This is a genomic window from Pseudomonas sp. S11P7 (genome assembly GCF_023195435.1).
Taxonomy (GTDB): Bacteria; Pseudomonadota; Gammaproteobacteria; order Pseudomonadales; family Pseudomonadaceae; genus Aquipseudomonas; species Aquipseudomonas fluorescens_G.
This window is the reverse complement of the sequence record NZ_JALPKS020000002.1, coordinates 3,471,300-3,496,242: the sequence shown is the minus strand read 5'-3', so window position 1 is coordinate 3,496,242 and position 24,943 is coordinate 3,471,300. Positions and strand designations below refer to the sequence as shown.

General features: G+C 61.3%; 15 protein-coding genes and 1 pseudogene. 7 read left to right on the top strand and 9 right to left on the bottom strand.

Going from position 1 to position 24,943, the window contains the following annotated elements:
• Positions 1-296: 296 nt before the first annotated feature.
• Together M0746_RS16000 and M0746_RS15995 are read right to left on the bottom strand one after the other, a co-directional pair.
• Positions 297-872, bottom strand: coding sequence for an ANTAR domain-containing response regulator (locus tag M0746_RS16000; RefSeq protein WP_093103051.1), 576 nt, complete (start codon positions 870-872; stop codon positions 297-299).
• A gap of 15 nt (positions 873-887) precedes the next feature.
• Positions 888-2,099, bottom strand: coding sequence for a CmpA/NrtA family ABC transporter substrate-binding protein (locus M0746_RS15995; RefSeq protein WP_258449882.1), 1,212 nt, complete (start codon positions 2,097-2,099; stop codon positions 888-890).
• 224 nt (positions 2,100-2,323) lie between these two features.
• Here M0746_RS15995 and M0746_RS15990 point away from each other — a divergent pair, with 224 nt between their 5' ends.
• A complete protein-coding gene (locus M0746_RS15990) occupies positions 2,324-3,343 on the top strand; it encodes a quinone-dependent dihydroorotate dehydrogenase (protein ID WP_258449881.1) in 1,020 nt (339 codons plus the stop codon).
• Positions 3,344-3,601: 258 nt separating this feature from the next.
• Here the strand turns inward: M0746_RS15990 and rmf are convergent, their stop codons facing one another.
• Complete coding sequence (rmf, locus tag M0746_RS15985) at positions 3,602-3,817, bottom strand: ribosome modulation factor (protein WP_003223300.1); 216 nt, start codon at positions 3,815-3,817, stop codon at positions 3,602-3,604.
• Between the two features lie 531 nt (positions 3,818-4,348).
• On the opposite strand from rmf, the gene rlmKL reads away from it, so the two are divergent.
• Together rlmKL and M0746_RS15975 are read left to right on the top strand one after the other, a co-directional pair.
• Positions 4,349-6,619 carry a bifunctional 23S rRNA (guanine(2069)-N(7))-methyltransferase RlmK/23S rRNA (guanine(2445)-N(2))-methyltransferase RlmL gene (gene rlmKL, locus M0746_RS15980; RefSeq protein ID WP_258449880.1) on the top strand — a complete coding sequence of 757 codons (2,271 nt, stop codon included), beginning with the start codon at positions 4,349-4,351 and terminating at the stop codon, positions 6,617-6,619.
• 144 nt (positions 6,620-6,763) lie between these two features.
• Positions 6,764-9,147, top strand: a pseudogene (locus M0746_RS15975) (sensor domain-containing diguanylate cyclase).
• 145 nt (positions 9,148-9,292) lie between these two features.
• Here M0746_RS15975 and dacB read toward each other — a convergent pair.
• On the bottom strand, positions 9,293-10,753 hold the full coding sequence (gene dacB, locus M0746_RS15970; RefSeq protein WP_258449879.1) for a D-alanyl-D-alanine carboxypeptidase/D-alanyl-D-alanine endopeptidase: 1,461 nt from the start codon (positions 10,751-10,753) through the stop codon (positions 9,293-9,295).
• A 233-nt stretch (positions 10,754-10,986) separates the two neighbouring features.
• Here dacB and M0746_RS15965 point away from each other — a divergent pair, with 233 nt between their 5' ends.
• A complete protein-coding gene (locus M0746_RS15965) occupies positions 10,987-11,331 on the top strand; it encodes a YggL family protein (protein WP_258449878.1) in 345 nt (114 codons plus the stop codon).
• Between the two features lie 240 nt (positions 11,332-11,571).
• Here the strand turns inward: M0746_RS15965 and M0746_RS15960 are convergent, their stop codons facing one another.
• Positions 11,572-12,762, bottom strand: a complete 1,191-nt coding sequence (locus M0746_RS15960) for a benzoate/H(+) symporter BenE family transporter (RefSeq protein ID WP_258449877.1) — start codon at positions 12,760-12,762, stop codon at positions 11,572-11,574.
• 357 nt (positions 12,763-13,119) lie between these two features.
• Between M0746_RS15960 and M0746_RS15955 the strand changes: the two genes are divergently transcribed.
• The gene (locus M0746_RS15955) at positions 13,120-13,884 is read left to right on the top strand and encodes a GntR family transcriptional regulator (protein WP_039763010.1); all 765 of its coding nucleotides are present in this window, start codon (positions 13,120-13,122) and stop codon (positions 13,882-13,884) included.
• Positions 13,885-14,159: 275 nt separating this feature from the next.
• On the opposite strand, the gene guaD is transcribed toward M0746_RS15955, so the two are convergent.
• The 4 genes from guaD to xdhA form a co-directional block, all read right to left on the bottom strand.
• Positions 14,160-15,464, bottom strand: coding sequence for a guanine deaminase (gene guaD / locus M0746_RS15950; RefSeq protein WP_258449876.1), 1,305 nt, complete (start codon positions 15,462-15,464; stop codon positions 14,160-14,162).
• A 13-nt stretch (positions 15,465-15,477) separates the two neighbouring features.
• A complete protein-coding gene (xdhC, locus tag M0746_RS15945; RefSeq protein WP_258449875.1) occupies positions 15,478-16,335 on the bottom strand; it encodes a xanthine dehydrogenase accessory protein XdhC in 858 nt (285 codons plus the stop codon).
• Between the two features lie 126 nt (positions 16,336-16,461).
• Positions 16,462-18,855 carry a xanthine dehydrogenase molybdopterin binding subunit gene (gene xdhB / locus M0746_RS15940; protein WP_258449874.1) on the bottom strand — a complete coding sequence of 798 codons (2,394 nt, stop codon included), beginning with the start codon at positions 18,853-18,855 and terminating at the stop codon, positions 16,462-16,464.
• The gene (gene xdhA, locus M0746_RS15935; protein ID WP_258449873.1) at positions 18,848-20,302 is read right to left on the bottom strand and encodes a xanthine dehydrogenase small subunit; all 1,455 of its coding nucleotides are present in this window, start codon (positions 20,300-20,302) and stop codon (positions 18,848-18,850) included. Before xdhA ends, xdhB begins: the two co-directional genes overlap by 8 nt.
• Positions 20,303-20,570: 268 nt before the next feature.
• Here xdhA and M0746_RS15930 point away from each other — a divergent pair, with 268 nt between their 5' ends.
• Both M0746_RS15930 and smc read left to right on the top strand, forming a co-directional pair.
• On the top strand, positions 20,571-21,230 hold the full coding sequence (locus M0746_RS15930) for a GntR family transcriptional regulator (RefSeq protein ID WP_093103020.1): 660 nt from the start codon (positions 20,571-20,573) through the stop codon (positions 21,228-21,230).
• Between the two features lie 2 nt (positions 21,231-21,232).
• Positions 21,233-24,721, top strand: a complete 3,489-nt coding sequence (gene smc, locus M0746_RS15925) for a chromosome segregation protein SMC (protein WP_258449872.1) — start codon at positions 21,233-21,235, stop codon at positions 24,719-24,721.
• Positions 24,722-24,943: the final 222 nt, after the last annotated feature.

Genomic DNA, 24,943 nt, shown 5'->3' with positions numbered 1-24,943 from the left:
TGGGGTGAGCGACGTCTTTGTCGTGGGTGGGGCAACCGCCGTTGGTTACCTGTGCGTTTACATAGCGAGATTTGTGCCAACAGGGAAAGATCAAAAGCCCCTCACCCTAGCCCTCTCCCAGAGGGAGAGGGAACCGAGCGGGGATGGCCGAGTGATTTGCCGATCTGAACGATTTCGAGTGAATCCATAATCGACTCGGTCGTTCAGGTCGGCGGACAGCGCAAGACAGCGCGGTCGGTCCCCTCTCCCTCCGGGAGAGGGCTAGGGTGAGGAGCTCTTGATTTGCAACGAAGATTTCAGCCCAGCAACTCGCTCATCGCAATTATCTGCTCCGCCACCTGTATCAGCTTCTGCTGCCGGCTCATGGCCTGGCGCCGCATTAGCGTGTAAGCCTCTTCTTCATTGCAATCCTTCATCTTCATCAACAAACCCTTGGCCAGTTCGATGCGCTTGCGCTCGGCCAGTTGCTGGTCCCGTGCCTGCAACTGCGCGCGCAAGGCCTGGTCGCTTTCGAAGCGCGCCATCGCCACGTCGAGAATCGGCTGCAGGCGCTGGGCGTGGATGCCCTCGACGATGTAGGCGCTGACCCCGGACTTGATCGCCTGGCGCATCACCGTTGGGTCATGTTCATCGGTAAACATCACGATCGGCCGTGGCTGGTCGCGGCTGACCAGCACCACTTGCTCCATGACATCGCGGCTTGGTGACTCGGTATCGATCAGGATCACGTCCGGGCGCACCGTTTCGACGCGTGCAGGCAGGTCGATGGTCAGACCGGACTCGTCGATCACCTCGAAACCGGCCTCGGTCAACGCGGCCTTCAGACGGCCGACTTTTTTCGCGGTGTCGTTGATCAGCAGAATGCGCAACATGTTCGCGGCCTCCGGTCAGCGCTGGGCAAGCAGGGGAGCGTCGTCGCTCAGCGCGTGCAGCTTGAAGCTACGCGCATAGCCGGCCGGATCGCTGCCGTCCCAGACCTTGCCGTCGAGCAACTGGCTGCTGCGCATGTCGGTGCCCCAGGCGGCCACGCCAACTGCCGTTGCGGCATCACGATACAGCTGCAATTGCTGCACCTGACGCGCCACGGCGAGGTAGTCCGGGTCGCTGCGCAGCAGACCCCAGCGGCGGAACTGGGTCATGAACCACATGCCGTCGGAAAGGTACGGCAAGTTGACCTCGCCATGGCCGTGAAAGCGCAGCGCGTGCGGGTCTTGCCAGCGATTGCCGAGGCCGTCGGCATAGTCGCCGAGAAAACGCGGTTCGATGCACGCCACCGGCGCATCGAGATATTCCGCCGCGCTGAGCAGGTGCGCGGTGCTGCGACGATTTTCCGGGCTGGCTTCGATGAAGCGGCTGGCCTCGAGAATCGCCATCACCAAGGCCCGCGCGGTATTCGGGTATTGCTCGACGAATTCACGGGTGCAACCGAGGACTTTTTCCGGGTGATCGGGCCAGATGGTCTGGCTGGTGGCAAGGGTGAAACCGAGGTCCTGCTGCACCGCGCTGGCGGCCCACGGCTCGCCGACGCAAAAACCGTCGATGCGCCCGGCTTGCAGGTGCGCGACCATTTGCGGCGGCGGCACCACCACACTGTCGACGTCCTGCAACGGATGAATGCCTTGGCTCGCCAGCCAGTAATACAGCCACATCGCATGGGTGCCGGTGGGGAAGGTCTGGGCGAAGGTCAGTTTTGCGCGGCTTTGGTGCACGTGGCGGTCGAGCGCTTCAGGACTGTTCACGCCGAGGTTTTGCAGACCTCGCGACAGGTTCAGGCTTTGGCCGTTCTGATTGAGGCCCATCAGCACCGCCATGTCGGTCGGTGCGACACCGCCGATGCCCAGGTGCACGGCGTAGATCAAGCCGTACAAACTGTGCGCGGCGTCGAGTTCGCCGCTCACCAGGTTGTCGCGCAGGTTGGCCCACGAGGCCTGGCGCTTGAGGTTCAGGGTCAGGCCGTAAGGCTGGGCAAAGCCCTGCGTGGCCGCGACGACGACCGAGGCGCAGTCGCTCAGGGCCATGAAGCCGAGGTTGATCGCGCTCTTTTCCGGCGCATCGCTGCCATTGACCCAGGCCAGTGGCCCGGCCGTCAGTTCATTCATATACCGCCACCTCGAAAAAAAAGCGCCGCCGCGGACTTTGCCCAGGCAAATCCCGTCGACGACGCCATTGTCCGTGCTCGTCTGCCGTCATTGGCCGGCGAGTTGATAACCGGGAAAGTGCAAGGCATATGCCAGCCGGCGCGATTTGCGCGTGCGCCTCGCGCCGCAGGGCGATGCCCGGCTATAATCGCCGCCTCTTTTCGCCGCCCGAGTCATCGCCGCCCATGTACACCCTGGCCCGTCAGCTGTTGTTCAAACTTTCCCCGGAAACCTCCCACGATCTGTCGCTGGATCTGATCGGCGCGGGTGGGCGTTTGGGCCTCAACGGCTTGCTGTGCAAGGCGCCGGCGCAGGTGCCGGTGACCGTCATGGGCCTGGAGTTTGCCAACCCGGTCGGGCTGGCGGCGGGTCTGGACAAGAACGGCGCGGCCATCGATGGTTTCGCACAACTGGGTTTTGGCTTTGTCGAAATCGGCACCGTGACCCCGCGCGCCCAACCGGGTAATCCGAAACCACGGATTTTCCGCCTGCCGGAAGCCGAGGCGATCATCAATCGCATGGGTTTCAACAACCTCGGCGTCGACAACCTGCTGGCGCGCGTCGCTGCAGCGAAATACAAGGGCGTGCTGGGCATCAACATCGGCAAGAACTTCGACACGCCGGTTGAACGAGCGGTCGACGATTACCTGATCTGCCTCGACAAGGTCTATGCCCACGCCAGCTACGTGACGGTCAACGTCAGCTCGCCAAACACCCCGGGCCTGCGCAGCCTGCAGTTCGGTGATTCGCTCAAACAGCTGCTGGCGAACCTGGCCACGCGCCGCGCCGAACTGGCGCTGCGCCACGGCAAACATGTGCCGCTGGCGATCAAGATCGCCCCGGACATGACTGACGAAGAAACCGTGCAGGTGGCGCAGGCGTTGATCGACACCGGCATGGACGCGGTGATCGCCACCAACACCACCCTCAGCCGGGTCGGCGTTGAAGGCATGGAGCATGGCGACGAGGCGGGCGGTCTGTCCGGCGCACCGGTGCGCGAGAAGAGCACCCACACCGTGAAGGTGCTGGCGGGTGAGCTGGCCGGGCGTTTGCCGATCATTGCCGCTGGCGGGATCACCGAAGGCAAGCACGCGGCCGAGAAGATCGAGGCGGGTGCGAGTCTGGTGCAGATTTATTCGGGCTTCATCTACAAGGGCCCGGCGCTGATTCGCGAAGCGGTCGACGCCATCGCCGCACTGCGCTGAGCCATCTGACACCACGGTGATCCCTTGTAGGAGCGAGCCTGCTCGCGAAAGCGGTATGTCAGTCACATTATTGGGTCTGGTACACCGCCTTCGCGAGCAGGCTCGCTCCCACAGGCTATCTGTTCAGCTCAATGATTTCGCAGGCAATAAAAAGGGCTCCTCGAAGGAGCCCCTGGGCCGTAGCCCGCCGTCCGGGAGGGACGTGCGTGGTTAATTCGTTACAGATTCAGATTGTCGTGTCGGAATAAATGCCCTGTGTCAGCCGACGGCGTGAAGTTCGTTGAGTCTGTGGATTCCCGCAGTGCCGGTCATACCGTCCCAGTTGTCGCCGCGTCCTTCTCGCCAGCCGTTGATCCAGGCTTGACGTACCGACGGTAGAGTAAATGGGCAAAGCTCACGGGATTTGCCACCAACGCCATATTGATATCCGCGCAAAAACGCTCTTTCCAACGGATCACGCTTAAGTCTTCTCATAGGGTGTTTCCCTCACTTGTTGACTGTAGTGTCGCGTTGACCTCAATTGAGGTCTGGCAGAAAAAACCTGCCATGGTGCGGCTCGCTGCCGGCGTGGCGAGCCAAGGTGTTGACGCCGTTGCGACGTCAACCTGTATGCAGTTCTAACCAATGAGTCACAGCGAGGGAATGACCGTTTTGTCATAAGCACGTAACGGAAAGGATGCTATGGCAATAAGTAACCGCGTATTAATTGAACGATTCTTGAGCAAACCCCGGTATGATCGGCGCCGCGCTGGATGATGGGGTTAATTCTTTAGTGAGAATGACCCACGTTTGCGCTCAGGTAATAAGCGACGAAGGGTCACTTCGAGACATTTTGTTGCTTCAACTTTTTTATCTGTCCCGGCATCTAAGCTCTTTTAACCCGAGCAGCGGGGATGGAACGGCACACCTTCGTGCCACGCGGGCGCTCTTTCAGAAAAGCGCCTGATTGAAAACCGGATCGGCAATGCGTTGCCGATCCACTAGCCAAAGGCTCTGGAAATCACCATGTCCGACCGTTTCGAACTCTTCCTCACTTGCCCCAAAGGCCTTGAAGGCCTGCTCATCGAGGAAGCCGTCGGGCTTGGCCTTGAAGAAGCGCGCGAGCACACCTCCGCCGTGCGTGGCATAGCGACCATGGAAACCGCCTATCGCCTGTGCCTCTGGTCGCGTCTGGCCAACCGTGTGTTGCTGGTGCTCAAGCGCTTCCCGATGAAAGACGCCGAAGACCTGTATCACGGCGTGCTCGACATCGACTGGCAAGACCACATGCTCAGCGACGGCACTCTGGCCGTTGAATTCAGCGGCCACGGCTCGGGCATCGACAACACCCACTTCGGCGCCTTGAAAGTCAAAGACGCCATCGTCGACAAGCTGCGCACGCCGCAGGGCGACCGCCCGTCGATCGACAAGCTCAACCCGGACCTGCGCATTCACCTGCGTCTGGATCGCGGCGAAGCGATCCTCTCCCTCGACCTCTCCGGCCACAGCCTGCACCAGCGCGGCTATCGCTTGCAGCAGGGCGCGGCGCCGCTGAAGGAAAACCTCGCGGCCGCCATCCTGATCCGTTCCGGCTGGCCGCGCATTGCTGCCGAAGGTGGCGCACTGGCTGACCCGATGTGCGGTGTCGGCACGTTCCTCGTCGAAGCGGCGATGATCGCCGCCGATATGGCGCCGAACCTGCGCCGTGAGCAATGGGGCTTCACCGCCTGGCTCGGCCACGTTCCGGCGTTGTGGAAAAAACTCCACGAAGAAGCCGTTGAACGCGCTGCGGCCGGTCTGGCCAAGCCGCCGCTGTGGATTCGCGGTTACGAAGCCGATCCACGCTTGATCCAGCCGGGCCGCAACAACGTTGAGCGCGCCGGTCTGAGCGAGTGGATCAAGATCTATCAGGGCGAAGTCGCGACCTTCGAACCGCGTCCGGACCAGCACCAGAAAGGCCTTGTCATCTGCAACCCGCCGTACGGCGAGCGTCTCGGTGACGAAGCCAGCCTGTTGTACCTCTACCAGAACCTCGGCGAGCGTCTGCGTCAGGCCTGCCTGAACTGGGAGGCGGCGGTGTTCACCGGCGCCCCGGATCTGGGCAAGCGCATGGGCATCCGCAGCCACAAACAGTATTCGTTCTGGAACGGCGCGCTGCCGTGCAAGCTGCTGTTGATCAAGGTCCTGCCAGATCAGTTCGTCACCGGCGAGCGGCGAACCCCGGAACAGCGTCAGGCCGAGCGCGAGCAAGCGGCCTACGATCAGACCCCGGACGAGCCGCAGGAACGCAAGTTCAACAAGAACGGCAACCCGATCAAGCCGACCCCAGCCCCGGCACCGGTGATCGAACAGCCGCGCTTGAGCGAAGGCGGGCAGATGTTCGCCAACCGCCTGCAGAAAAACCTCAAGGCCATGGGCAAGTGGGTCAAGCGCGAAGGCATCGATTGCTACCGCGTCTACGATGCCGACATGCCGGAATATGCGATGGCCATCGACCTGTACCACGACTGGGTGCACGTCCAGGAATACGCCGCGCCGAAATCCATCGACCCGGAAAAGGCCTCGGCGCGCATGTTCGACGCGCTGGCAGCGATTCCGCAGGCGCTGAACGTCGACAAGAGCCGCGTGGTGGTCAAGCGTCGCGAACGTCAAAGCGGCACCAAGCAGTACGAGCGTCAGGCGGCACAGGGCAAGTTTGTCGAGGTCAATGAAGGCGGGGTGAAGCTGCTGGTCAACCTCACCGACTACCTCGACACCGGCCTGTTCCTTGATCACCGGCCGATGCGCATGCGCATTCAGAAAGAGGCCGCCGGCAAGCGCTTCCTCAATCTGTTCTGCTACACCGCGACCGCCAGCGTGCACGCGGCCAAGGGCGGCGCGCGCAGCACCACCAGCGTCGACCTGTCGAAAACCTACCTGGACTGGGCGCGCCGCAACCTGTCGCTGAACGGTTTCTCGGACAAGAACCGTCTGGAGCAGGGCGACGTGATGGCCTGGCTGGAAAGCAGTCGTGACGAGTACGACCTGATTTTCATCGACCCGCCGACCTTTTCCAACTCCAAGCGCATGGAAGGCATCTTCGACGTGCAGCGTGATCAGGTGCAGTTGATCGATCTGGCCATGGCGCGTCTGGCACCGGGCGGGGTGCTGTATTTCTCCAACAACTTCCGCAAGTTTCAATTGGAAGAAAACCTCGCCGAGCGTTACGCGGTCGAGGAAATCAGCGCACAGACCATTGATCCGGACTTCGCCCGCAATACCAAGATCCACCGCGCCTGGAAAATCACGGCTCGTTGACGCCTGCCGGGATTGGATCCTCAGAGCCTTGATTTTAAAAGGCTCCGCGGATCTGCCCGCGCTAGCTAAATTAGTGGCTAATAGCTATAACTCACACACGGTCAATGGGGTTTTCCCGTAATGCTCGCGCAGTGAGTGGTCTTTATGTCGTTGCACCCCGTGCGCCCGAAGATACTGGGCTTTATCAGTGAAGACGTCTCGGCCTGGCTGGTCGCGATGCTGGTATTGCTCGCCGGCGGGATTCTCACGGGGCTGCTCGCCTGGGCCAGTTACAACCAGTTTCAACAACAATTGCGTCAGCGCTTCCAATTGCTGGCCAACGAACGCTACAGCCGCATCGAAGAACGCTTTCAGGATCAGGAACAACGCCTCGATAGCCTGCGGCGGTTCTTCGCCAATTCCGAATCAGTTTCCCGTGCCGAATTCGACGGTTACACCCGACCGTTATTGCTGCGCACCCAAGCCTATACCTATGCCCCAAGAATCAGCGGCGCCGAACGTGCGCTGTTCGAGCAGCGTGTGCGTGACGAAGGCCTGAGCACATTCACCCTGCGTGAGCTGGACGCAAACGGCGAACTGCAACTGGCGGCGCCGCGCGATGAATACGTGCCGGTGCTGTACACCCAGACGCAGAGCCGACTGCCGGCGCCGCTGGGCTATGACTTGCTCGCCCAGCCATTGCGCCGAGAAACCCTGCAACGTGCCGACCAACTGCGCAGCCTGGTGGTGTCGCAACCGATGCACCTGGTCGGTATAGAACCGTCCTATGCGCGCGGTGTATTGCTACTCGCACCGGTGATACGCCCTGGCGAGGCACAACCGTTCGGCTATGTGATGGCGGTGATCAGCATGCGTCAGTTGCTCGCCGACGGCTTGCCGGATGCGCTGCATGATTATCTCTCGGTGCGCATCCTTGATCTGTCGACCCAGGACCAGCATGAGGTGCTGTTCGAGTCGAGCAATCAAGCGGTGCCGAGCGATCTGGCGACCACGCGACTGGTGCGCATGGCCGATCATGACTATCAGGTCGATATCCTGCCGAGCGAAGGGTTCATGCAGGCCAATCACTCGTCAGTCAGCAGCGTGGTTGTGCTGGGCAGCTTGCTCAGTCTGTTGCTCAGCGCGTTGCTCTACGTGCTGGTCAGCCAGCGCCAGCGCGCCTTGCGCCTGGTTGAGCTGCGCACTCAGGAACTGCACGCCAGCGAACAGGAACTGCGCGGCACCCACGGCCAGTTGCGCGGAGTGCTCAACGCGGCCACTCAGGTGGCAATCATCGCCACGGACTTGCGCGGTGTGATCAATACCTTCAACCCCGGCGCCGAGCAGATGCTCGGCTACAGCAGCGCCGAAGTCGTCGGCCGCATGACTCTGGAAAACCTGCACTTGCCCCGCGAACTGGCCGCCCGCGCGGCCGAGCTGAGCGCGCGTTACGGCAAAAGCATTCCGACCTGCCATGCCATGCTGGTCGAGGGCGGAGAAGTCGGCGGTCACGAGGCCCGCGAATGGACGCTGGTGCGCAGCGACGGCAGTCACCTGCCGGTGAATATGCTCGCCACCCCGGTGCTCGATGAGCAGGGTTTGTGGGTCGGGCATCTGGCGATCTGCATCGACATCACCGAGCGCAAGCGCGTGCACGAAGTGCTCGCCGCGCGCGATGTACTGCTAAAGAAGCTCAGCGCCCATGTGCCCGGTGGCATCTACCAGTTCAAGATGGAATTCGATGGGCGTTTCAGTGTGATTTACGCCAGCGACGGTATCCGCGAGATCTACGAACTGGAGCCGGACGTGCTGCTGTTCAACGCTGAGGCGATCTTCACCCGCATTCATCCACAGGACGTGACCCGTGTGCGCTCCTCGATTCGCGCCTCGGCCGAAAGCCTCAGCCCGTGGCGCGAAGAGTACCGCGTGCAACTGCCCGAGCGCGGCCTGCGCTGGGTACGCGGTGAAGCGACGCCCGAGGAGCAGCCGGGCGGAGGCGTGTTGTGGCACGGCTACATCTCGGACATTTCCGACCTCAAACGCGTGGAAGAAGAACTGCGCGCGTTGTCGATCACCGACTCACTGACCGGCATTTACAATCGCCGCTACTTCCAGGAACGCCTGACCACCGAAATGGCCCGGGTCGAGCGCGGCGGTGGCGAGTTGTCGGTGATCATGCTCGATATCGATCACTTCAAGCGCATCAACGACCATTACGGCCACGCCGTTGGCGACCGAGTGTTGCAAGCAGTGTGCGAACGGATTGGCCATCGTTTGCGCCGCACCGATGTGTTCTGCCGTCTGGGCGGCGAGGAGTTCATGGTGCTGTGCCCGGACATCGACGGCGAACACGCTTACATGCTGGCGATGGAACTCTGGGAAGGCCTGCGCAGTGCGCCGCTGGATGTGGTTGGCGTGGTCACGGCGAGTTTCGGCATCGCCAGCTGGCGACCGGGGAGGGCGCGGATGCGTTGTTGCTGAGGGCAGACTCGGGCGTGTATGCGGCGAAGCAGAAGGGGCGGGATCGGGTTGAGCGGCAGATGAACTGAGCCGCTGATGCTCGATACACCACAAACCCGTGGGAGCTGGCTTGCCAGCGATAGGGTCATTCCTGTCAGCATATTCGGTGACTGACAGTCCGCTATCGCTGGCAAGCCAGCTCCCACCGGGTTTTGTGGTGTGGCTTGGATTGCGTTACAGCACCGAAGCGGTCTGCGGCAGCTTCGGCTGTTTGTACAGGTCCAGTAGCACCTGATCGAGCACCGACGATGCGCCGAACGGTGCCTTGTCATTCAGAATCGCCACCACCGCCCAGGTGTTGCCGTTCACATCACGGCTGAACCCGGCAATTGCCCGCACGGTGTTCAACGTACCGGTCTTGATGTGCGCTTCACCGCGCATGGCGGTGGTCTTCAGCCGTTTGCGCATGGTGCCGTCGGTACCGGCGATCGGCATCGAGCTGATGTATTCGGCGGCATACGGGCTGTGCCAAGCGGCTTGCAGCATGCTTGCCATTTCACGGGCGCTGACACGTTCGGCGCGAGACAGGCCGGAGCCGTTTTCCATCACCAGATGCGGCGCGGTAATGCCTTTCTTCGCCAGCCACTGGCGTACTACCCGTTGCGCGGCCTTGGCGTCGTCACCGTCGGCTTCGTTGCGAAAACGCTGGCCGAGGCTGAGGAACAGCTGTTGGGCCATGGTGTTGTTACTGTATTTGTTGATGTCGCGGATGATCTCGGCGAGGTCCGGCGAATAGGCGCGCGCCAGCAGCTTGGCATTGCCCGGCGTCGAGGCCAGACGATCCTGGCCCTGGATGCTCCCACCCAGTTCTTTCCAGATCGCCCGCACGGCACCTGCGGTGTAGGTGGCGTGATCGAGCAGCGACAGGTAGGTCTGCGAGCTGCAACCTTCGCCCAACTGCCCGGCGACGGTCACGTTGACGCTGCCGTCAGCCTGCGGCACCGGGTTGTAGCGCACGCCGCCGGTGCACTGCTTGGATGGCAGCGCCTTGACGGTGTTCTGGATATGGATGCTGGCGATCGGTGGCTCAACGGAAATCAGCACGCGGCCACCGTCGTTGCGTGCGACGAAGCGCAGCGCCTTGAGGTTGACCAGCAGCGAGTCGGGTTTGACCAGAAACGGCTTGTTGTCGTCATTGCCGTCGTCGTTGAATTCCGGCAGTTGCGGCTGGATGAAGAAGTTGCGGTCGAGCACCAGATCCCCGGTGATCTGAGTCACGCCGTTGGCGCGCAGGTCGCGCATCAGCAGCCAGAGCTTTTCCATGTTCAGCTTCGGATCGCCGCCACCCTTGAGGTAGAGATTGCCATTGAGAATGCCGCCACTCAGGTCGCCATCGGTGTAGAACTCGGTTTTCCACTGGTGGTTGGGGCCGAGCATTTCCAGCGCCGCGTAAGTGGTCACCAGTTTCATCGTCGAGGCCGGGTTCACCGACACGTCGGCGTTGAACACGGTCGGCGTGCCCGGACCTTCCAGCGGCACCATCACCAGCGACAAAGCGCTGGGCTGCAGCTTGCTGGCCTTGAGGGCTTTTTCGACGTTGGGGGTGAGGGCGGTGTTGATGGTGGCGGCGGAAACAGGCAGTGCCAGCGGCAGAAGAAGGCCGGCGAGGAGCAATGGACGCAACGATTTGATCATATGAAATAAAACCCTACAGCCGAGGGGGAAAATAACGAGGGCATGGATGAAAAAGCCCTCAGTGGTCATGAAAGTGTCGGCATTATGCCCCAAGCTGTAACAGCTTGTGCCTTGTCGGGGCACTGCAAATCGTTATTTTTTACAGGCGGTCGGCCACAGAGGCCAGAGAGTCGGGCAATCGCCGGCTTAAACTGGTAAAGTGCCGGCCGTTATTACTTAAGAGGATTGTTCCAATGGCGACTAACCGTTCCCAGCGTCTGCGCAAAAAACTGTGCGTTGATGAATTTCAAGAGCTGGGTTTCGAACTGAACCTGGACTTCAAAGAAGACTTGTCCGAAGAAGCCATTGACGCTTTCCTCGAATCATTCATCAAAGAAGCCATGGAAGCCAACGGTCTGGGTTATGTCGGCGGCGATGACTTCGGTCTGGTGTGCCTGCAGAAGCGTGGCTCGGTCAACGAAGAGCAGCGCGCTGCCGTTGAAGCCTGGCTGAAAAACCGCTCCGAGCTGACCAAGTACGAAGTCAGCCCGTTGCTGGACGTGTGGTATCCGGAAAAGCCGATCAACGCGGCCAAGTGATACTGAAAGAACGGCGACCTGAGGGTCGCCGTTTTTTTTCGTCTGGGGTTTGGGGGGTCGGCTTGGGTTCAGCGCTGAGCCAGACCCTCACCCCAGCCCTCTCCCAGAGGGAGAGGGAGCCGATCTGTGGGCTTTTCAAAATGTGGTTCGACTCGGTATCCCATGTCAGCATATTTTGCGAATTCAACGCGGTCAGTCCCCTCTCCCCCGGGAGAGGGTTAGGGTGAGGGGCTTTTGATCTTAGGCTTTGCGCCAATTGAGGATCACCAGCGTCAGCACTCCCGCCACAATCCCCCAGAACGCCGACCCAATCGAAAACAACGTCAGCCCCGACGCCGTAACCATAAAGGTGATCAGCGCCGCCTCACGTTCTTTCACCTCAGTCATCGCAATGCTCAAACCATTGATGATCGAACCAAACAGCGCCAATGCCGCAATCGACAGCACCAGCTCTTTCGGCAGTGCGGCAAACAGTGCCGCCAACGTTGCGCCGAACACCCCGGCAATCCCGTAGAAAATTCCGCACCAGACGGCAGCGGTGTAACGCTTGTTGCGATCTTCGTGGGCGTGCGGGCCGGTGCAGATGGCGGCGCTGATGGCGGCGAGGTTGATCCCGTGGGAGCCGAACGGCGCCAGCAGCAGCGAGGCGATGCCGGTGGTGGTGATCAGCGGCGAGGCCGGGACGTTGTAGCCGTCGGCGCGCAGGACGGCGACGCCGGGCATGTTCTGTGAGGTCATGGCGACCACGAACAGCGGAATGCCGATGCTGATGGTAGCGGCCAGGGAGAAGTGCGGCGTGGTCCACACCGGGGTGGCCACTTCCAGATGAAAGCCGCTGAAATCAAGCAGCCCCATGAAGCCCGACAGCGCGGTGCCGATCAGCAGCGCCGCGAGCACGGCATAGCGTGGCGACAGGCGTTTGACCAGCAGATAAGTGAAGAACATCCCCAGCACCAGCCCGGTACGGTGCTGCGCAGCGACGAAGATTTCGCTGCCGATCTTGAACAGGATCCCGGCCAGCAATGCCGCGGCCAGTGAGGCGGGGATCTTTTTTACCAGCCGTTCGAAGCTGCCGGTCAGGCCGCAAATGGTTACCAGCACTGCGCAGGTGATGTAGGCGCCGATTGCCTCGCCGTAGCTCACGCCGCCGAGGCTGGTGATCAACAGTGCAGCGCCGGGTGTCGACCAGGCGATGGTGATCGGCGTGCGATAACGCAGCGACAGGCCGATCGAGCACACCGCCATGCCGATCGAGATCGCCCAGATCCACGAGGAAATCTGCCCGCTGGTCAGGCCCGCCGCTTGCCCGGCCTGAAACATCAGCACCAGCGAACTGGTGTAACCGGTCATCATCGCAATGAAGCCGGCGACGATGGCGGACGGTGTGGTGTCGGCGAGGGGCCGCAAGCGGGCGTGGGTGGCGTCGGTCATGACGGTGGTGTTCCTTATACCAATGGAGATCCCCGCCACAGCACAGAGCCCCTGTAGGAGCGAGCCTGCTCGCGAAAACGGAGTGTCAGTCAGCATTCATAGTGAATGTGAAATGGCTTTCGCGAGCAGGCTCGCTCCCACCGGGATCACCGGCGTGCAGCGGATTCTGCGATCAAGCCTAAACTCAAACCGGACGGATCGTTGCAATACAGCCGAAGTCGCAAACAGCCGTACAGTCGTGTTGCCACCATTCATTGTGTACAATCGCGCTGTTTTTTACGCGATACTTGCCAGCGACCTACTGTGCCGTATTACAGTCACGGTCTATTCGCCGCAGTTCTTCCGACCCGAGTGCCCATGAACGAACAGTTGCAACCCCTCAAGAAACAACCGCGAGCAGGCAAAGCCGGGCGCAGCGGAACCCAGGACGATATTGTCTACGCGCATATCTTCGAGGCGATCCTCGAGCAGCGTCTGGCGCCCGGCACCAAGTTGAGCGAAGAAGCGCTAGGGGAAATCTTCGGGGTCAGCCGTACCATCATTCGCCGTGCGCTGTCGCGTCTGGCCCATGAAGGCGTGGTGTTGTTGCGGCCCAACCGTGGCGCGGTGGTCGCCAGCCCGAGCGTTGAGGAAGCACGTCAGGTGTTTCTCGCACGGCGTCTGGTCGAGCGTGCGATCACTGAACTGGCGGTGCAGCACGCCACGGCCGAGCAGATCGCCGAGCTGCGGCAGATGGTCAATGACGAACGCGACAGCTTCTCGCGCGGTGATCGCGGCGCCGGTATTCGCCTCTCGGGTGAGTTTCATCTGAAGCTGGCGGAAGCGGCGATGAACGCGCCATTGATCAGCTTCCAGCGCAGCCTGGTTTCGCAGACATCGCTGATCATCGCCCAATACGAAAGCGGCAACCGTTCGCACTGTTCGTACGATGAACACACCCAGTTGATCGACGCGATCGAAAAACGCGACGGCGAACTGGCGGTGAACCTGATGATGCACCACATGGATCACATCGACAGCAAGCTCAACCTCGACGAGGAAGGCGCGTCGGATGACCTGCATGCGGTGTTCTCGCATTTGTTGCAGACCAAGAAGCCGGGGCGTTCGAGCGCCAAGCTCTGAGTTGAACCGAGTCGCTCCAATCGCTGGCAAGCCAGCTCCCACAGGTTTTGCGGCGTATCACAGATTGTGTGAGCCTCACAAAACCCTGTGGGAGCTGGCTTGCCAGCGATAGCTCCCTGACCGGCAACAAAAATCCCCCGGGGTAAACACCACTGGGGATGATCGTTCCCACGCTCCGCGTGGGAATGCCTCTTGGGACGCTCCGCGTCCAGTGACGCGGAGCGTCACGGGTTGCATTCCCACGCAGAGCGTGGGAACGATCAGTGCGAAGAGGCTTAGCGCTGATGCACCAAAGCCCCCGCCGCATAGGTCTGCGACACGGTTCGGTCATCGCCCAAAGTCATCAGCACGAACAACGTTTCGGCAATGTTATTGGACTGCTTCAACCGGTAGTTCAGCAGCGGCGTGGCGTTGTAATCCAGCACCAGGAAGTCGGCATCACTGCCGGGTTGCAGGTTGCCGATCTTGTCTTCCAGACGCAGCGCCCGCGCACCGCCCAGGGTCGCCAGATACAGCGACTTGAACGGGCTCAGCCGCGCACCTTGCAGTTGCATTACCTTGTACGCTTCGTTCAGCGTCTGCAGCAGCGAGAAACTGGTGCCGCCGCCGACATCCGTGCCCAGGCCGACATTGAGCTTGTGCTTTTCCGCCATCGGCAGGTTGAACAAACCGCTGCCGAGGAACAGGTTCGAGGTCGGGCAGAACGAGATCGCCGAACCGGTCTCCGCCAGCCGCGCGCATTCGTCATCGCACAGGTGCACGCCGTGGGCAAACACCGAGCGCTCGCCGAGCAGCTGATAGTGGTCGTAAACGTCGAGGTAGCCTTTGCGTTCCGGGAACAGCTCCTTGACCCACTCGATTTCCTTGAGGTTCTCGCTGATGTGGGTCTGCATGTACAGATCCGGGTATTCGGTCAGCAGTTGGCCGGCGAGGGTCAGTTGTTCCGGGGTGCTGGTCGGCGCGAAGCGCGGGGTCACTGCATAGTGCAGGCGGCCCTTGCCGTGCCAGCGCTCGATCAACGCCTTGCTCTCGACGTAGCTCGATTCGGCGGTGTCGACCAGGTAGTCCGGGGCGTTGCGGTCCATCATCACTTTGCCGGCGATCATCCGCAGGTCGAGCTTTTCGGCCGCTTCAAAAAACGAGTTCACCGATTGCGGGTGCACGCTGCCGAACACCAGCGCGGTGGTGGTGCCGTTGCGCAGCAGTTCCTTGATGAAAATGTCCGCCACTTCGTCGGCGTGAGCCTTGTCGCCGAACTGGCTTTCGCAGGGGAAGGTGTAGGTGTTGAGCCAGTCGAGCAGTTGCTCGCCATAGGAACCGACCATACCGGTTTGCGGCAGGTGGATGTGGGTGTCGATGAAGCCCGGGGTGATCAGCGCGTCTTGATGATGCTCGATCTCAATGTCCGCCGGCAGGGTCGGCAGCAGGTCGCTGGCGTGGCCGAGGGCACTGATCTTGCCGCCATCGACCACCAGCAGGCCGTCCTCGAAATATTCGTAGGAGGCTTCGATGCCGACTTCGGCGGGGTCGGCAATGCTGTGCAGGATGGCGGCGCGGTAGGCTTTGCGAGTCAGAGGCATGAGGGTTCTCTAATCAGTTTGAGGCTTTGAGTTTGGCGGACTGGCTGCGGCGCGAGGCCGGCAGCAATCGGGCAATCGGTTCGGCGCTGGCGCTGTGCTGGCCGAAGTTGGCGTTGTAGGTGGCGATGATTTCGCCGGCGATGGAAATGGCGATCTCCACCGGCAGTTTGCCTTTGACTTCGCTGATGCCCATCGGGCAGCGCATGCGTTGCACCACGCCGGGGTCGAAACCGCGATCACGCAGGCGATGTTCGAACTTGACGCGTTTGGTCTTCGAGCCGATCAGGCCGAACCAGGCGAAGTCGTTGCGTTTGAGAATGGCGGCGGTGAGTTCCAGGTCGAGCTGATGGTTGTGGGTCATGACGATGCAATAGCTGCCGGCGGGCAAATCATCGATTTCATCCACAGGCTCTTCGCTGACGATTTTACGTACGCCGTGGGGGATGTGCTCAGGGAATTCCGCCGCGCGCGAATCGATCCAGCGCACCCGGCAGCGCAGACTGGCAAGCAGCGGCACCAGGGCGCGACCGACGTGGCCGGCGCCGAATACGGCGATCTGCGCTTGCACCTGGCCCATCGGTTCGAACAGCAACACCGTGGCGCCACCGCAGCACTGGCCGAGACTGGCACCGAGGCTGAAACGCTCCAGATGGGTGTCCTGCTTGCCGCTGGCGAGCATGTCGCGGGCGATCTGCATGGCCTTGTATTCCAGATGCCCGCCACCGATGGTGTCGAACATCCGGTGGGCGCTGACGACCATTTTCGAGCCGGCATTGCGTGGTGTCGAGCCGAGCTCTTCGATGATCGTCACCAGCACACAGGGCTCGCCCTGGTTCTGCAGGTCGGCGAGGGCGTCGATCCAGTTGTACATAAACACCTCTCAGATCGTTCCCACGCTCTGCGTGGGAATGCATCACTGGACGCTCCGCGTCCGCTGTTCAGGGAGCGACGCAGAGCGTCGCGGGCTGCATTCCCACGCGGAGCGTGGGAACGATCATCAAACAACCTCGACTTCGGTCGCGGTCGTTTTCACCGCTTTGAGCTGGCGCATCTGCTCACATCCCCACAACACCCGCTCCGGGGTCGCCGGTGCGTCGATTTTCGGTTGATGCTTGTAGTCACCGAGGCTCGCCACCGCATCCTTGATCGCGCACCACGCGGCAATCCCGAGCATGAACGGCGGCTCGCCCACAGCCTTGGAATGGAACACCGTGTCTTCCGGGTTCTTGCGGTTTTCCACCAGTTTCACCCGCAGGTCCAGCGGCATGTCCGCCACGGCCGGGATCTTGTAACTGGCCGGGCCGTTGGTCATCAGCTTGCCCTTGTTGTTCCAGACCAGCTCTTCCATGGTCAGCCAGCCCATGCCCTGGACGAAACCGCCCTCGACCTGACCGATGTCGATCGACGCGTTCAGCGAGGCGCCGACGTCGTGAAGAATGTCGGTGCGCAGCATCTTGTACTCGCCGGTCAGTGTGTCGACGATCACTTCGCAGCACGCCGCGCCGAACGCGAAGTAGTAGAACGGACGACCACGGGCCTGACTGCGGTCGTAGTAGATTTTCGGCGTCTTGTAGAAGCCGGTGCTCGACAGCGACACCTGATTGAAATACGCCTGCTGGATCAGCGCTTCGAAGGTCAGAATGTGTTCACGCACGCGCACATGGCCGTTGCGGAACTCGACGTCTTCTTCGCTGACCTTGAAGTGCCGCGCGGCGAATTCGACCAGACGATGCTTGATGGTTTCTGCCGCGTTCTGCGCCGCTTTACCGTTGAGGTCGGCACCGCTGGAGGCGGCGGTCGGCGAGGTGTTCGGCACCTTGTCGGTATTGGTCGCGGTAATCTGCACGCGGTCGATTTCGACCTGGAACACTTCAGCCACAACTTGGGCGACTTTGGTGTTCAGACCCTGGCCCATTTCCGTGCCACCGTGGTTCAGGTGGATGCTGCCGTCGGTGTAGATGTGGATCAGCGCACCGGCCTGGTTCAAGAAGCTCGCGGTAAAAGAAATACCGAATTTCACCGGGGTCAGCGCCAGACCCTTTTTCAGGATCGGGCTGTTGGCGTTGTAGCGACGGATCGCTTCGCGGCGCTCGGCGTACTGGCTGCTTTCTTCCAGTTCGGCGGTCATCTCTTCGAGCATGTTGTGCTCGACGGTCTGGTAGTAGTGAGTAACGTTGCGTTCGGTCTTGCCGTAGTAGTTGGCCTTGCGCACCGCCAGCGGATCGAGGTTGAGGTGGCGGGCGATCGCGTCCATCACTTCTTCGATGGCGACCATGCCTTGTGGGCCGCCGAAGCCGCGATAGGCGGTGTTCGACGCAGTGTTGGTCTTGCAGCGGTGACCGTTGATGGTCGCATCGCCGAGGTAGTAGGAGTTGTCCGAGTGGAACATCGCGCGGTCAACGATCGACGCCGACAGGTCCGGCGAGCAACCGCAGTTGCCGGCCAGGTCCATGTTGATCCCGTGCAGGCGACCGGTGCTGTCGAAACCGACGTCGTACTCGACATAGAACGGGTGGCGCTTGCCGGTCATCAGCATGTCTTCGACGCGCGGCAGGCGCATCTTGGTCGGCTGGCCGGTGAGGTGCGCGACCACCGCGCAGAGGCACGCCGGGCTCGCGGCCTGGGTTTCCTTGCCGCCGAAACCACCGCCCATGCGGCGCATGTCGACGACGATCTTGTTCATCGACACGTCCAGCACTTCGGCGACCAGTTTCTGCACTTCGGTGGGGTTCTGCGTCGAGCAGTAGACGATCATGCCGCCGTCTTCGGTCGGCATCACCGAGGAGATCTGCGTTTCCAGATAGAAGTGTTCCTGACCGCCGATGTGCAAGGTGCCCTGAATGCGGTGTTCGGCGCTGGCCAGCGCGGACACTGAATCGCCACGCTGATGGGTGTGGCTGTCGAGCACGAAATGGCGTTTGCGCAAGGCTTCGACCACGTCGAGCACCGGTTCCAGATCTTCGTATTCGATGATCGCGGCCATCGCCGCTTTGCGCGCGGTTTCCAGATCCTTCGCCGCGACGGCGAGCACCGGCTGGCCGACGAATTGCACATCGTCGATGGCCAGCAGCGGATCGCCCGGTAGCAACGGGCCGATGTCTTTCAGGCCCGGCACGTCTTCGTGGGTGATGACGATGCGCACGCCTTCGAAGGCGTAGCAGGGCTGGGTGTCGATGCTGAGGATTTTCGCGTGGGCGCGGTCCGACAGACGCGCGTACAGGTGCAACTGGTTCGGAAATTCCAGACGATCATCAATGTACTGCGCTTCACCGGACACATGCTTGGCGGCGCTGTCGTGCTTGACGCTGCGGCCGACGCCGGTGGTCAGGTCTTTGGCGAACAGTTCAGCCAGTTCAGCTTGAGTTTTCTCTACGCCGTGATGGTTAGACATAAGCGGTCACCCGAGTCTCGATGTGCGGTGTTTGCAGTTCGATGAAGTATTTGCGCAGCAGGTTCTGCGCGCTGAGCAGGCGATATTCCTTGCTCGCGCGGAAGTCGCTCAGCGGCGTGAAGTCCTCGGCCAGTGCGGCGCAGGCGCGTTCGATCACGGCGTTATTGAACGGCTGACCGAGCAGCACGGCTTCGCAATGCGCGGCGCGTTTCGGAATGGCTGCCATGCCGCCGAAGGCGACGCGGGCGTCGGCGATCACACCGTTTTCCACGCGCAGATTGAACGCGGCGCAGACGGCGGAGATGTCGTCGTCCAGACGCTTCGACACTTTATAGGCACGGAACAACTGCTCGGCGCTGGCACGCGGGACGATGATTTTTTCGATGAACTCACTTTCCTGGCGGGCCGTGACGCGGTAATCGATGAAGTAATCTTCCAGATTCAACGTGCGGCGGGTTTCGCCTTTGCACAGCACGATCTGCGCGCCGAGGGCGATCAGCAGCGGTGGCGAATCACCGATCGGCGAGGCGTTGCCGATGTTGCCGCCGAGGGTGCCCTGGTTGCGGATCTGCAGGGAGGCGAAGCGCTGCAGCAGTTCGCCGAAGTCCGGGTACTCGGCCTTCAGTGCTTCGTAGCAGTCGGAGAGGGCGGTGGCGGCGCCGATTTCGAGGCGATCTTCAAAGCGTTCGATGCGCTTCATTTCCGCGACGTTGCCGACGTAGATCATAACCGGCAAGGTGCGGTGGAACTGGGTGACCTCCAGGGCCAGATCGGTGCCGCCGGCGAGCAGCCGGGCTTGTGGATAAGCGTCGTAAAGGTCGGCCAGATCGGCCACGGTCAGCGGCACCAGGCAGCGCTTGTCGCCGCTGTTGAGTTCGCCGATATCGGTCGGGGCGATGGCTTTGAGGCGGGCGATGGTTTCGGCTTCGCGGGCGTCGAACTGATCGGGCTGTTTAGCGCAGCACGATTGCTCGGCCGCCGCCAGAATCGGCCGATAGCCAGTGCAGCGGCAGAGGTTGCCGGCCAGCGCTTCGTGGGCCTTGGCGTGATCCGGGGCATCGCTGTTCTTTTGCAGGGCAAACAGCGACATGACGAAGCCGGGGGTGCAGAAACCGCACTGCGAGCCGTGGCACTCGACCATGGCTTGCTGGACGCTGTGCAGTTCGCCTTTATGTTTGAGGTCTTCAACGCTGATCAGTTGTTTGCCGTGCAGCGACGACACAAAGGTCAGGCACGAATTGAGGCTGCGATAACGAATGTGCTCACGCCCGGCGTCATCCGTCTGCAACTCGCCGACCACCACGGTGCACGCACCGCAGTCACCGCTGGCGCAACCTTCTTTGGTGCCGGGCTTGCCGACATGGTCGCGCAGGTAATTGAGCACAGTCAGATTCGGGTCCAGGGCGTGCTCGCTACGGAGTTCCTGGTTAAGTAAAAACTGGATCACGGAAGGCCTCGCAGACTCATTATTGTTGTTAACCGACGTGAACCGAATTTAGCAGGTCTGACTTTTCGGTCAATGGTTTTCTGACTTAAAGGTCAGGAAAAACGGTTTCGCCGATCAACAACGTGTCTATTCAGTATTGACCCTCATCGGTCACTGCGCTTTTTTGCGGGAATCGTGCCAAAAACCGCTGAGTGGGCACTCCGCCATGACCGTGCATTTGCGCTACACTGCGCCGCTTGTGCAGATCGATAGAGTTTGAAGGACAACCATGACGTTCAAGGCGCCGGACAGCCTCGCCGAGCAAATCGCTCACCACCTCGCCGAGCGCATCATTCGTGGCGAAATGAAGCCGGGAGAGCGTATCCAGGAACAGAAGGTCACGCTGGCGCTCAATGTCAGCCGCGGCTCGGTCCGCGAAGCCTTGCTCATCCTCGAACGCCGCCACCTGATCGCGATCCTGCCGCGGCGTGGCGCCCACGTCACCGAACTCACTGCGCACAAGGTGCAGAGCCTGTGCACGCTGATGAGCGAGCTGTACATCCTGCTCGGCAATTCGGTGGCCAACGGCTGGCAAGTGCAGTCGGACATGGCGCCGTTCGTGCAGATCCAGCAGCGCCTGACCGGGCATTACGAACGCGGCGATATCCGCAGCTTCGTCGATGACAGCTTCGCGGTGATGCGCGCGGCTTATCCGTTCGCCAACAATCCGTATCTGCAGGAAACCGTCGAGAACCTGCAACCGGCGATGAGCCGTGCGTACTTTCTCGCCCTCGAACAGCGCAAGGCAGAAATGAGCGAGTTCCTTGAGCTGTTCGAACGCCTGCTCGCCGCCGTGCTCGCCCGTGATTTGCCGCAGATCCGCATCGTGCTGACGGCGTACGCCCAGCGCAGCTGCGATCTGGTGGTGTCTGCGCTGACGGTTGCTTAAGCGTGCGGCTCAAGTGCATCAAACTGGCAGGATTCAAATCCTTCGTCGATCCGACCACGGTGAACTTCCCCAGTAACATGGCGGCAGTGGTCGGGCCGAACGGTTGCGGCAAGTCGAACATCATCGACGCCGTACGCTGGGTGATGGGCGAAAGTTCGGCAAAGAACCTTCGCGGCGAGTCGATGACCGACGTCATCTTCAATGGCTCGACCAGCCGCAAGCCGGTGAGCCAGGCGAGCATCGAACTGGTGTTCGACAACTCCGACGGGACCTTGCTGGGTGAGTACGCGGCCTACGCCGAGATTTCCATTCGCCGCAAAGTCACCCGCGACAGCCAGACCACTTATTACCTCAACGGCACCAAATGCCGGCGGCGCGACATCACCGATATCTTCCTCGGCACCGGCCTCGGGCCGCGCAGCTACTCGATCATCGAGCAGGGGATGATCTCCAAGCTGATCGAGTCCAAGCCCGAAGACCTGCGTAACTTCATCGAAGAAGCCGCCGGCATCTCCAAGTACAAGGAACGTCGGCGCGAAACCGAAAACCGCATCCGCCGCACCCACGAAAACCTCGCGCGTCTGACCGACCTGCGCGAAGAGCTGGAACGCCAGCTCGAACGCCTGCACCGGCAGGCCGAAGCGGCGAAGAAGTATCAGGAATTCAAGGCCGAGGAGCGTCAGCTCAAGGCGCAACTGTCGGCGCTGCGCTGGCAGGATCTCAACGAGCAGGTCGGCCAGCGCGAGTCGATCATCGGCACCCAGGAAATCAGTTTCGAGGCGTTGGTCGCCGAGCAGCGTAACGCTGACGCGGCGATCGAGCGCCTGCGCGACGGCCACCACGATCTGTCCGAGCGCTTCAATCTGGTGCAGGGGCGTTTCTATTCGGTCGGCGGCGACATCGCCCGGGTCGAGCAGAGCATCCAGCATGGCCAGCAACGCTTGCGCCAATTGCAGGACGATCTCAAGGAAGCCGAACGCGCGCGCCTGGAAACCGAATCGCACCTGGGTCACGACCGCACCTTATTGCTGACCCTTGGCGAAGAGCTCGACATGCTCGTCCCCGAGCAGGAAGTCACCAGCGCCGCCGCCGAAGAAGCCGCCGCGGCACTGGAAGATTCCGAAAGCGTGATGCACGGCTGGCAGGAGCAGTGGGATGCGTTCAACCTGACCTCCGCCGAACCGCGGCGTCAGGCCGAAGTGCAGCAGTCGCGCATTCAGCAACTCGAGTCGAGCATGGAGCGTCTGGCCGACCGGCAGAAACGCCTCGGCGAAGAACGCGCGCTGCTGTCCGCCGACCCGGAAGACGCAGCGATCATGGCGCTCAACGAGCAACTCGCCGAGTCCGAAGCGACGCTGGAAGATTTGCAAACCAGTGAAGAAGCGCAGGTCGAAAAGCTCGAACAGCTGCGCCAGGAGCTGCAGCAAGCGCTGACCGCGCAGCAACAGGCGCAGGGCGATCTGCAGCGGCTCAACGGGCGCCTCGCATCCCTTGAAGCCTTGCAACAGGCGGCGCTGGATCCGGGCACCGGCACTGCCGAATGGCTGAAGGAACACAACCTCACCGAGCGCCCGCGTCTGGCCGAAGGCCTCAAGGTCGAGGCCGGTTGGGAGCTGGCGGTGGAAACCGTGCTCGGCGCCGATCTGCAAGCGGTGCTGGTCGACGATTTCAGCGGCTTCGATCTGTCCGGCTTCAGCCAGGGCGATCTGCGCCTGCTCAGTCCGGCCAGCGATGGTGTGCGCGTGGCTGGCAGTCTGCTGGATAAAGTCGAGGCGCAGATCGATCTGTCGCCGTGGCTCGCTCAGGTCAAACCGGTCGATAGCCTCGAGCAGGCCTTGGCCATGCGCGGGCAGCTCGGCGCTGGCGAAAGCCTGATCAGCCGCGACGGTTACTGGGTCGGTCGGCACTTTTTGCGCGTGCGCCGGGCCAGCGAAGCGGAAAGCGGCATGCTCGCTCGTGGGCAGGAAATCGAAGCACTGCACCTCGAGCGCGAAGAGAAGGAAGCCACGGTCGAGGCCATGGAAGCGCGCCTGCAAACCCTGCGTGCGCAACAGCGTCAACAGGAAAACGGTCGCGAGCATCTGCGCCGTTTGCTGCAGGACGAAGCCCGTCAGCAAGGCGAATTGAAAGCGCAGTTGTCCGCCGGCAAAGCCAAGGCCGAACAACTGACCCTGCGCCGCACGCGTCTCGATGAAGAACTGGTCGAACTCGCCGAACAACGCGAGCTGGAACACGAACAGGTCGGCGAAGCGCGCATGCAATTGCAGGAAGCGCTGGACGCCATGGCGCTCGATACCGAGCAGCGCGAGTTGCTGCTGGCCCAGCGCGACAGCCTGCGCGAACGCCTCGATCGGGTGCGTCAGGAAGCGCGGCAGCACAAGGACCACGCCCATCAATTGGCCGTGCGTCTCGGCTCGTTGCGCGCGCAGCACGACTCCACGCGCCAGGCGCTCGAGCGCCTGGAAATGCAGGCCGAGCGCCTGACCGAAAAACGCGAACAGTTGAGTCTGAATCTGGAGGAGGGCGAGGCGCCGCTGGAAGAGCTGCGCCTGAAACTCGAAGAACTGCTCGACAAGCGCATGACCGTCGACGAAGAACTCAAGACCGCACAGATCGCCCTGGAAGACGCCGACCGCGAACTGCGCGACGCGGAAAAACGCCGCACCCAGGCCGAGCAGCAATCGCAGCTGATTCGCGGCCAGCTCGAACAGCAACGCATGGAATGGCAAGCCCTGACCGTGCGGCGCAAGGCCTTGCAGGATCAGTTGCTCGAAGACGGCTACGATCTCAACGGTGTGCTCGCGACATTGACCGCACAGGCCAGTGAACGCGAAGCCGAGGAAGAACTCGAACGCATCAATGCGCGGATTCAGCGCCTGGGCGCGATCAACCTCGCGGCCATCGACGAATACACGCAACAATCGGAGCGTAAACGTTATCTGGATGCGCAGGATGCCGATCTGGTCGAAGCGCTGGAGACGCTGGAAAACGTCATTCGCAAGATCGACAAGGAGACCCGCAACCGTTTCAAGGATACCTTTGATCAGATCAACGGCGGTTTACAGGCGCTTTTCCCAAAAGTTTTTGGCGGCGGGCGCGCGTATTTGGAACTGACGGGCGAAGATCTACTCGATACAGGGGTGACGATCATGGCGCAGCCGCCCGGAAAGAAGAACAGCACCATCCATTTGCTCTCCGGTGGCGAAAAAGCCCTGACGGCACTGGCCCTGGTTTTTGCCATCTTCAAGTTGAATCCGGCGCCGTTCTGCATGCTCGATGAGGTTGACGCGCCACTGGATGACGCTAACGTTGGACGCTACGCACGCCTGGTCAAAGAGATGTCGCAGACCGTGCAGTTCATCTATATCACCCACAACAAGATCGCCATGGAAATGGCCGAGCAGTTGATGGGCGTGACGATGCACGAGCCGGGTTGTTCGCGGCTGGTGGCGGTGGATGTCGAGGAGGCGATGGCGATGGTGGACGCCTAGCGGCGCAGCTTTGAGCCGCGAGCTTCAAGCTGCAAGTAAATGGCTTGGAGCCTGTAGCTTAAAGCTTGTAGCTGCGAAGCCGTTGATCGTGCTAGTTTAATGTCAATTTTTCGTATACGTGGGCAAAACGCCTGTCAGAACATAGAGTTGGCGCCACGTTTTAAAGCGGTTTACGCAGTGTAAACCCCTTATTTTTCAGCATTTTTTATAGAGGCACGGGAT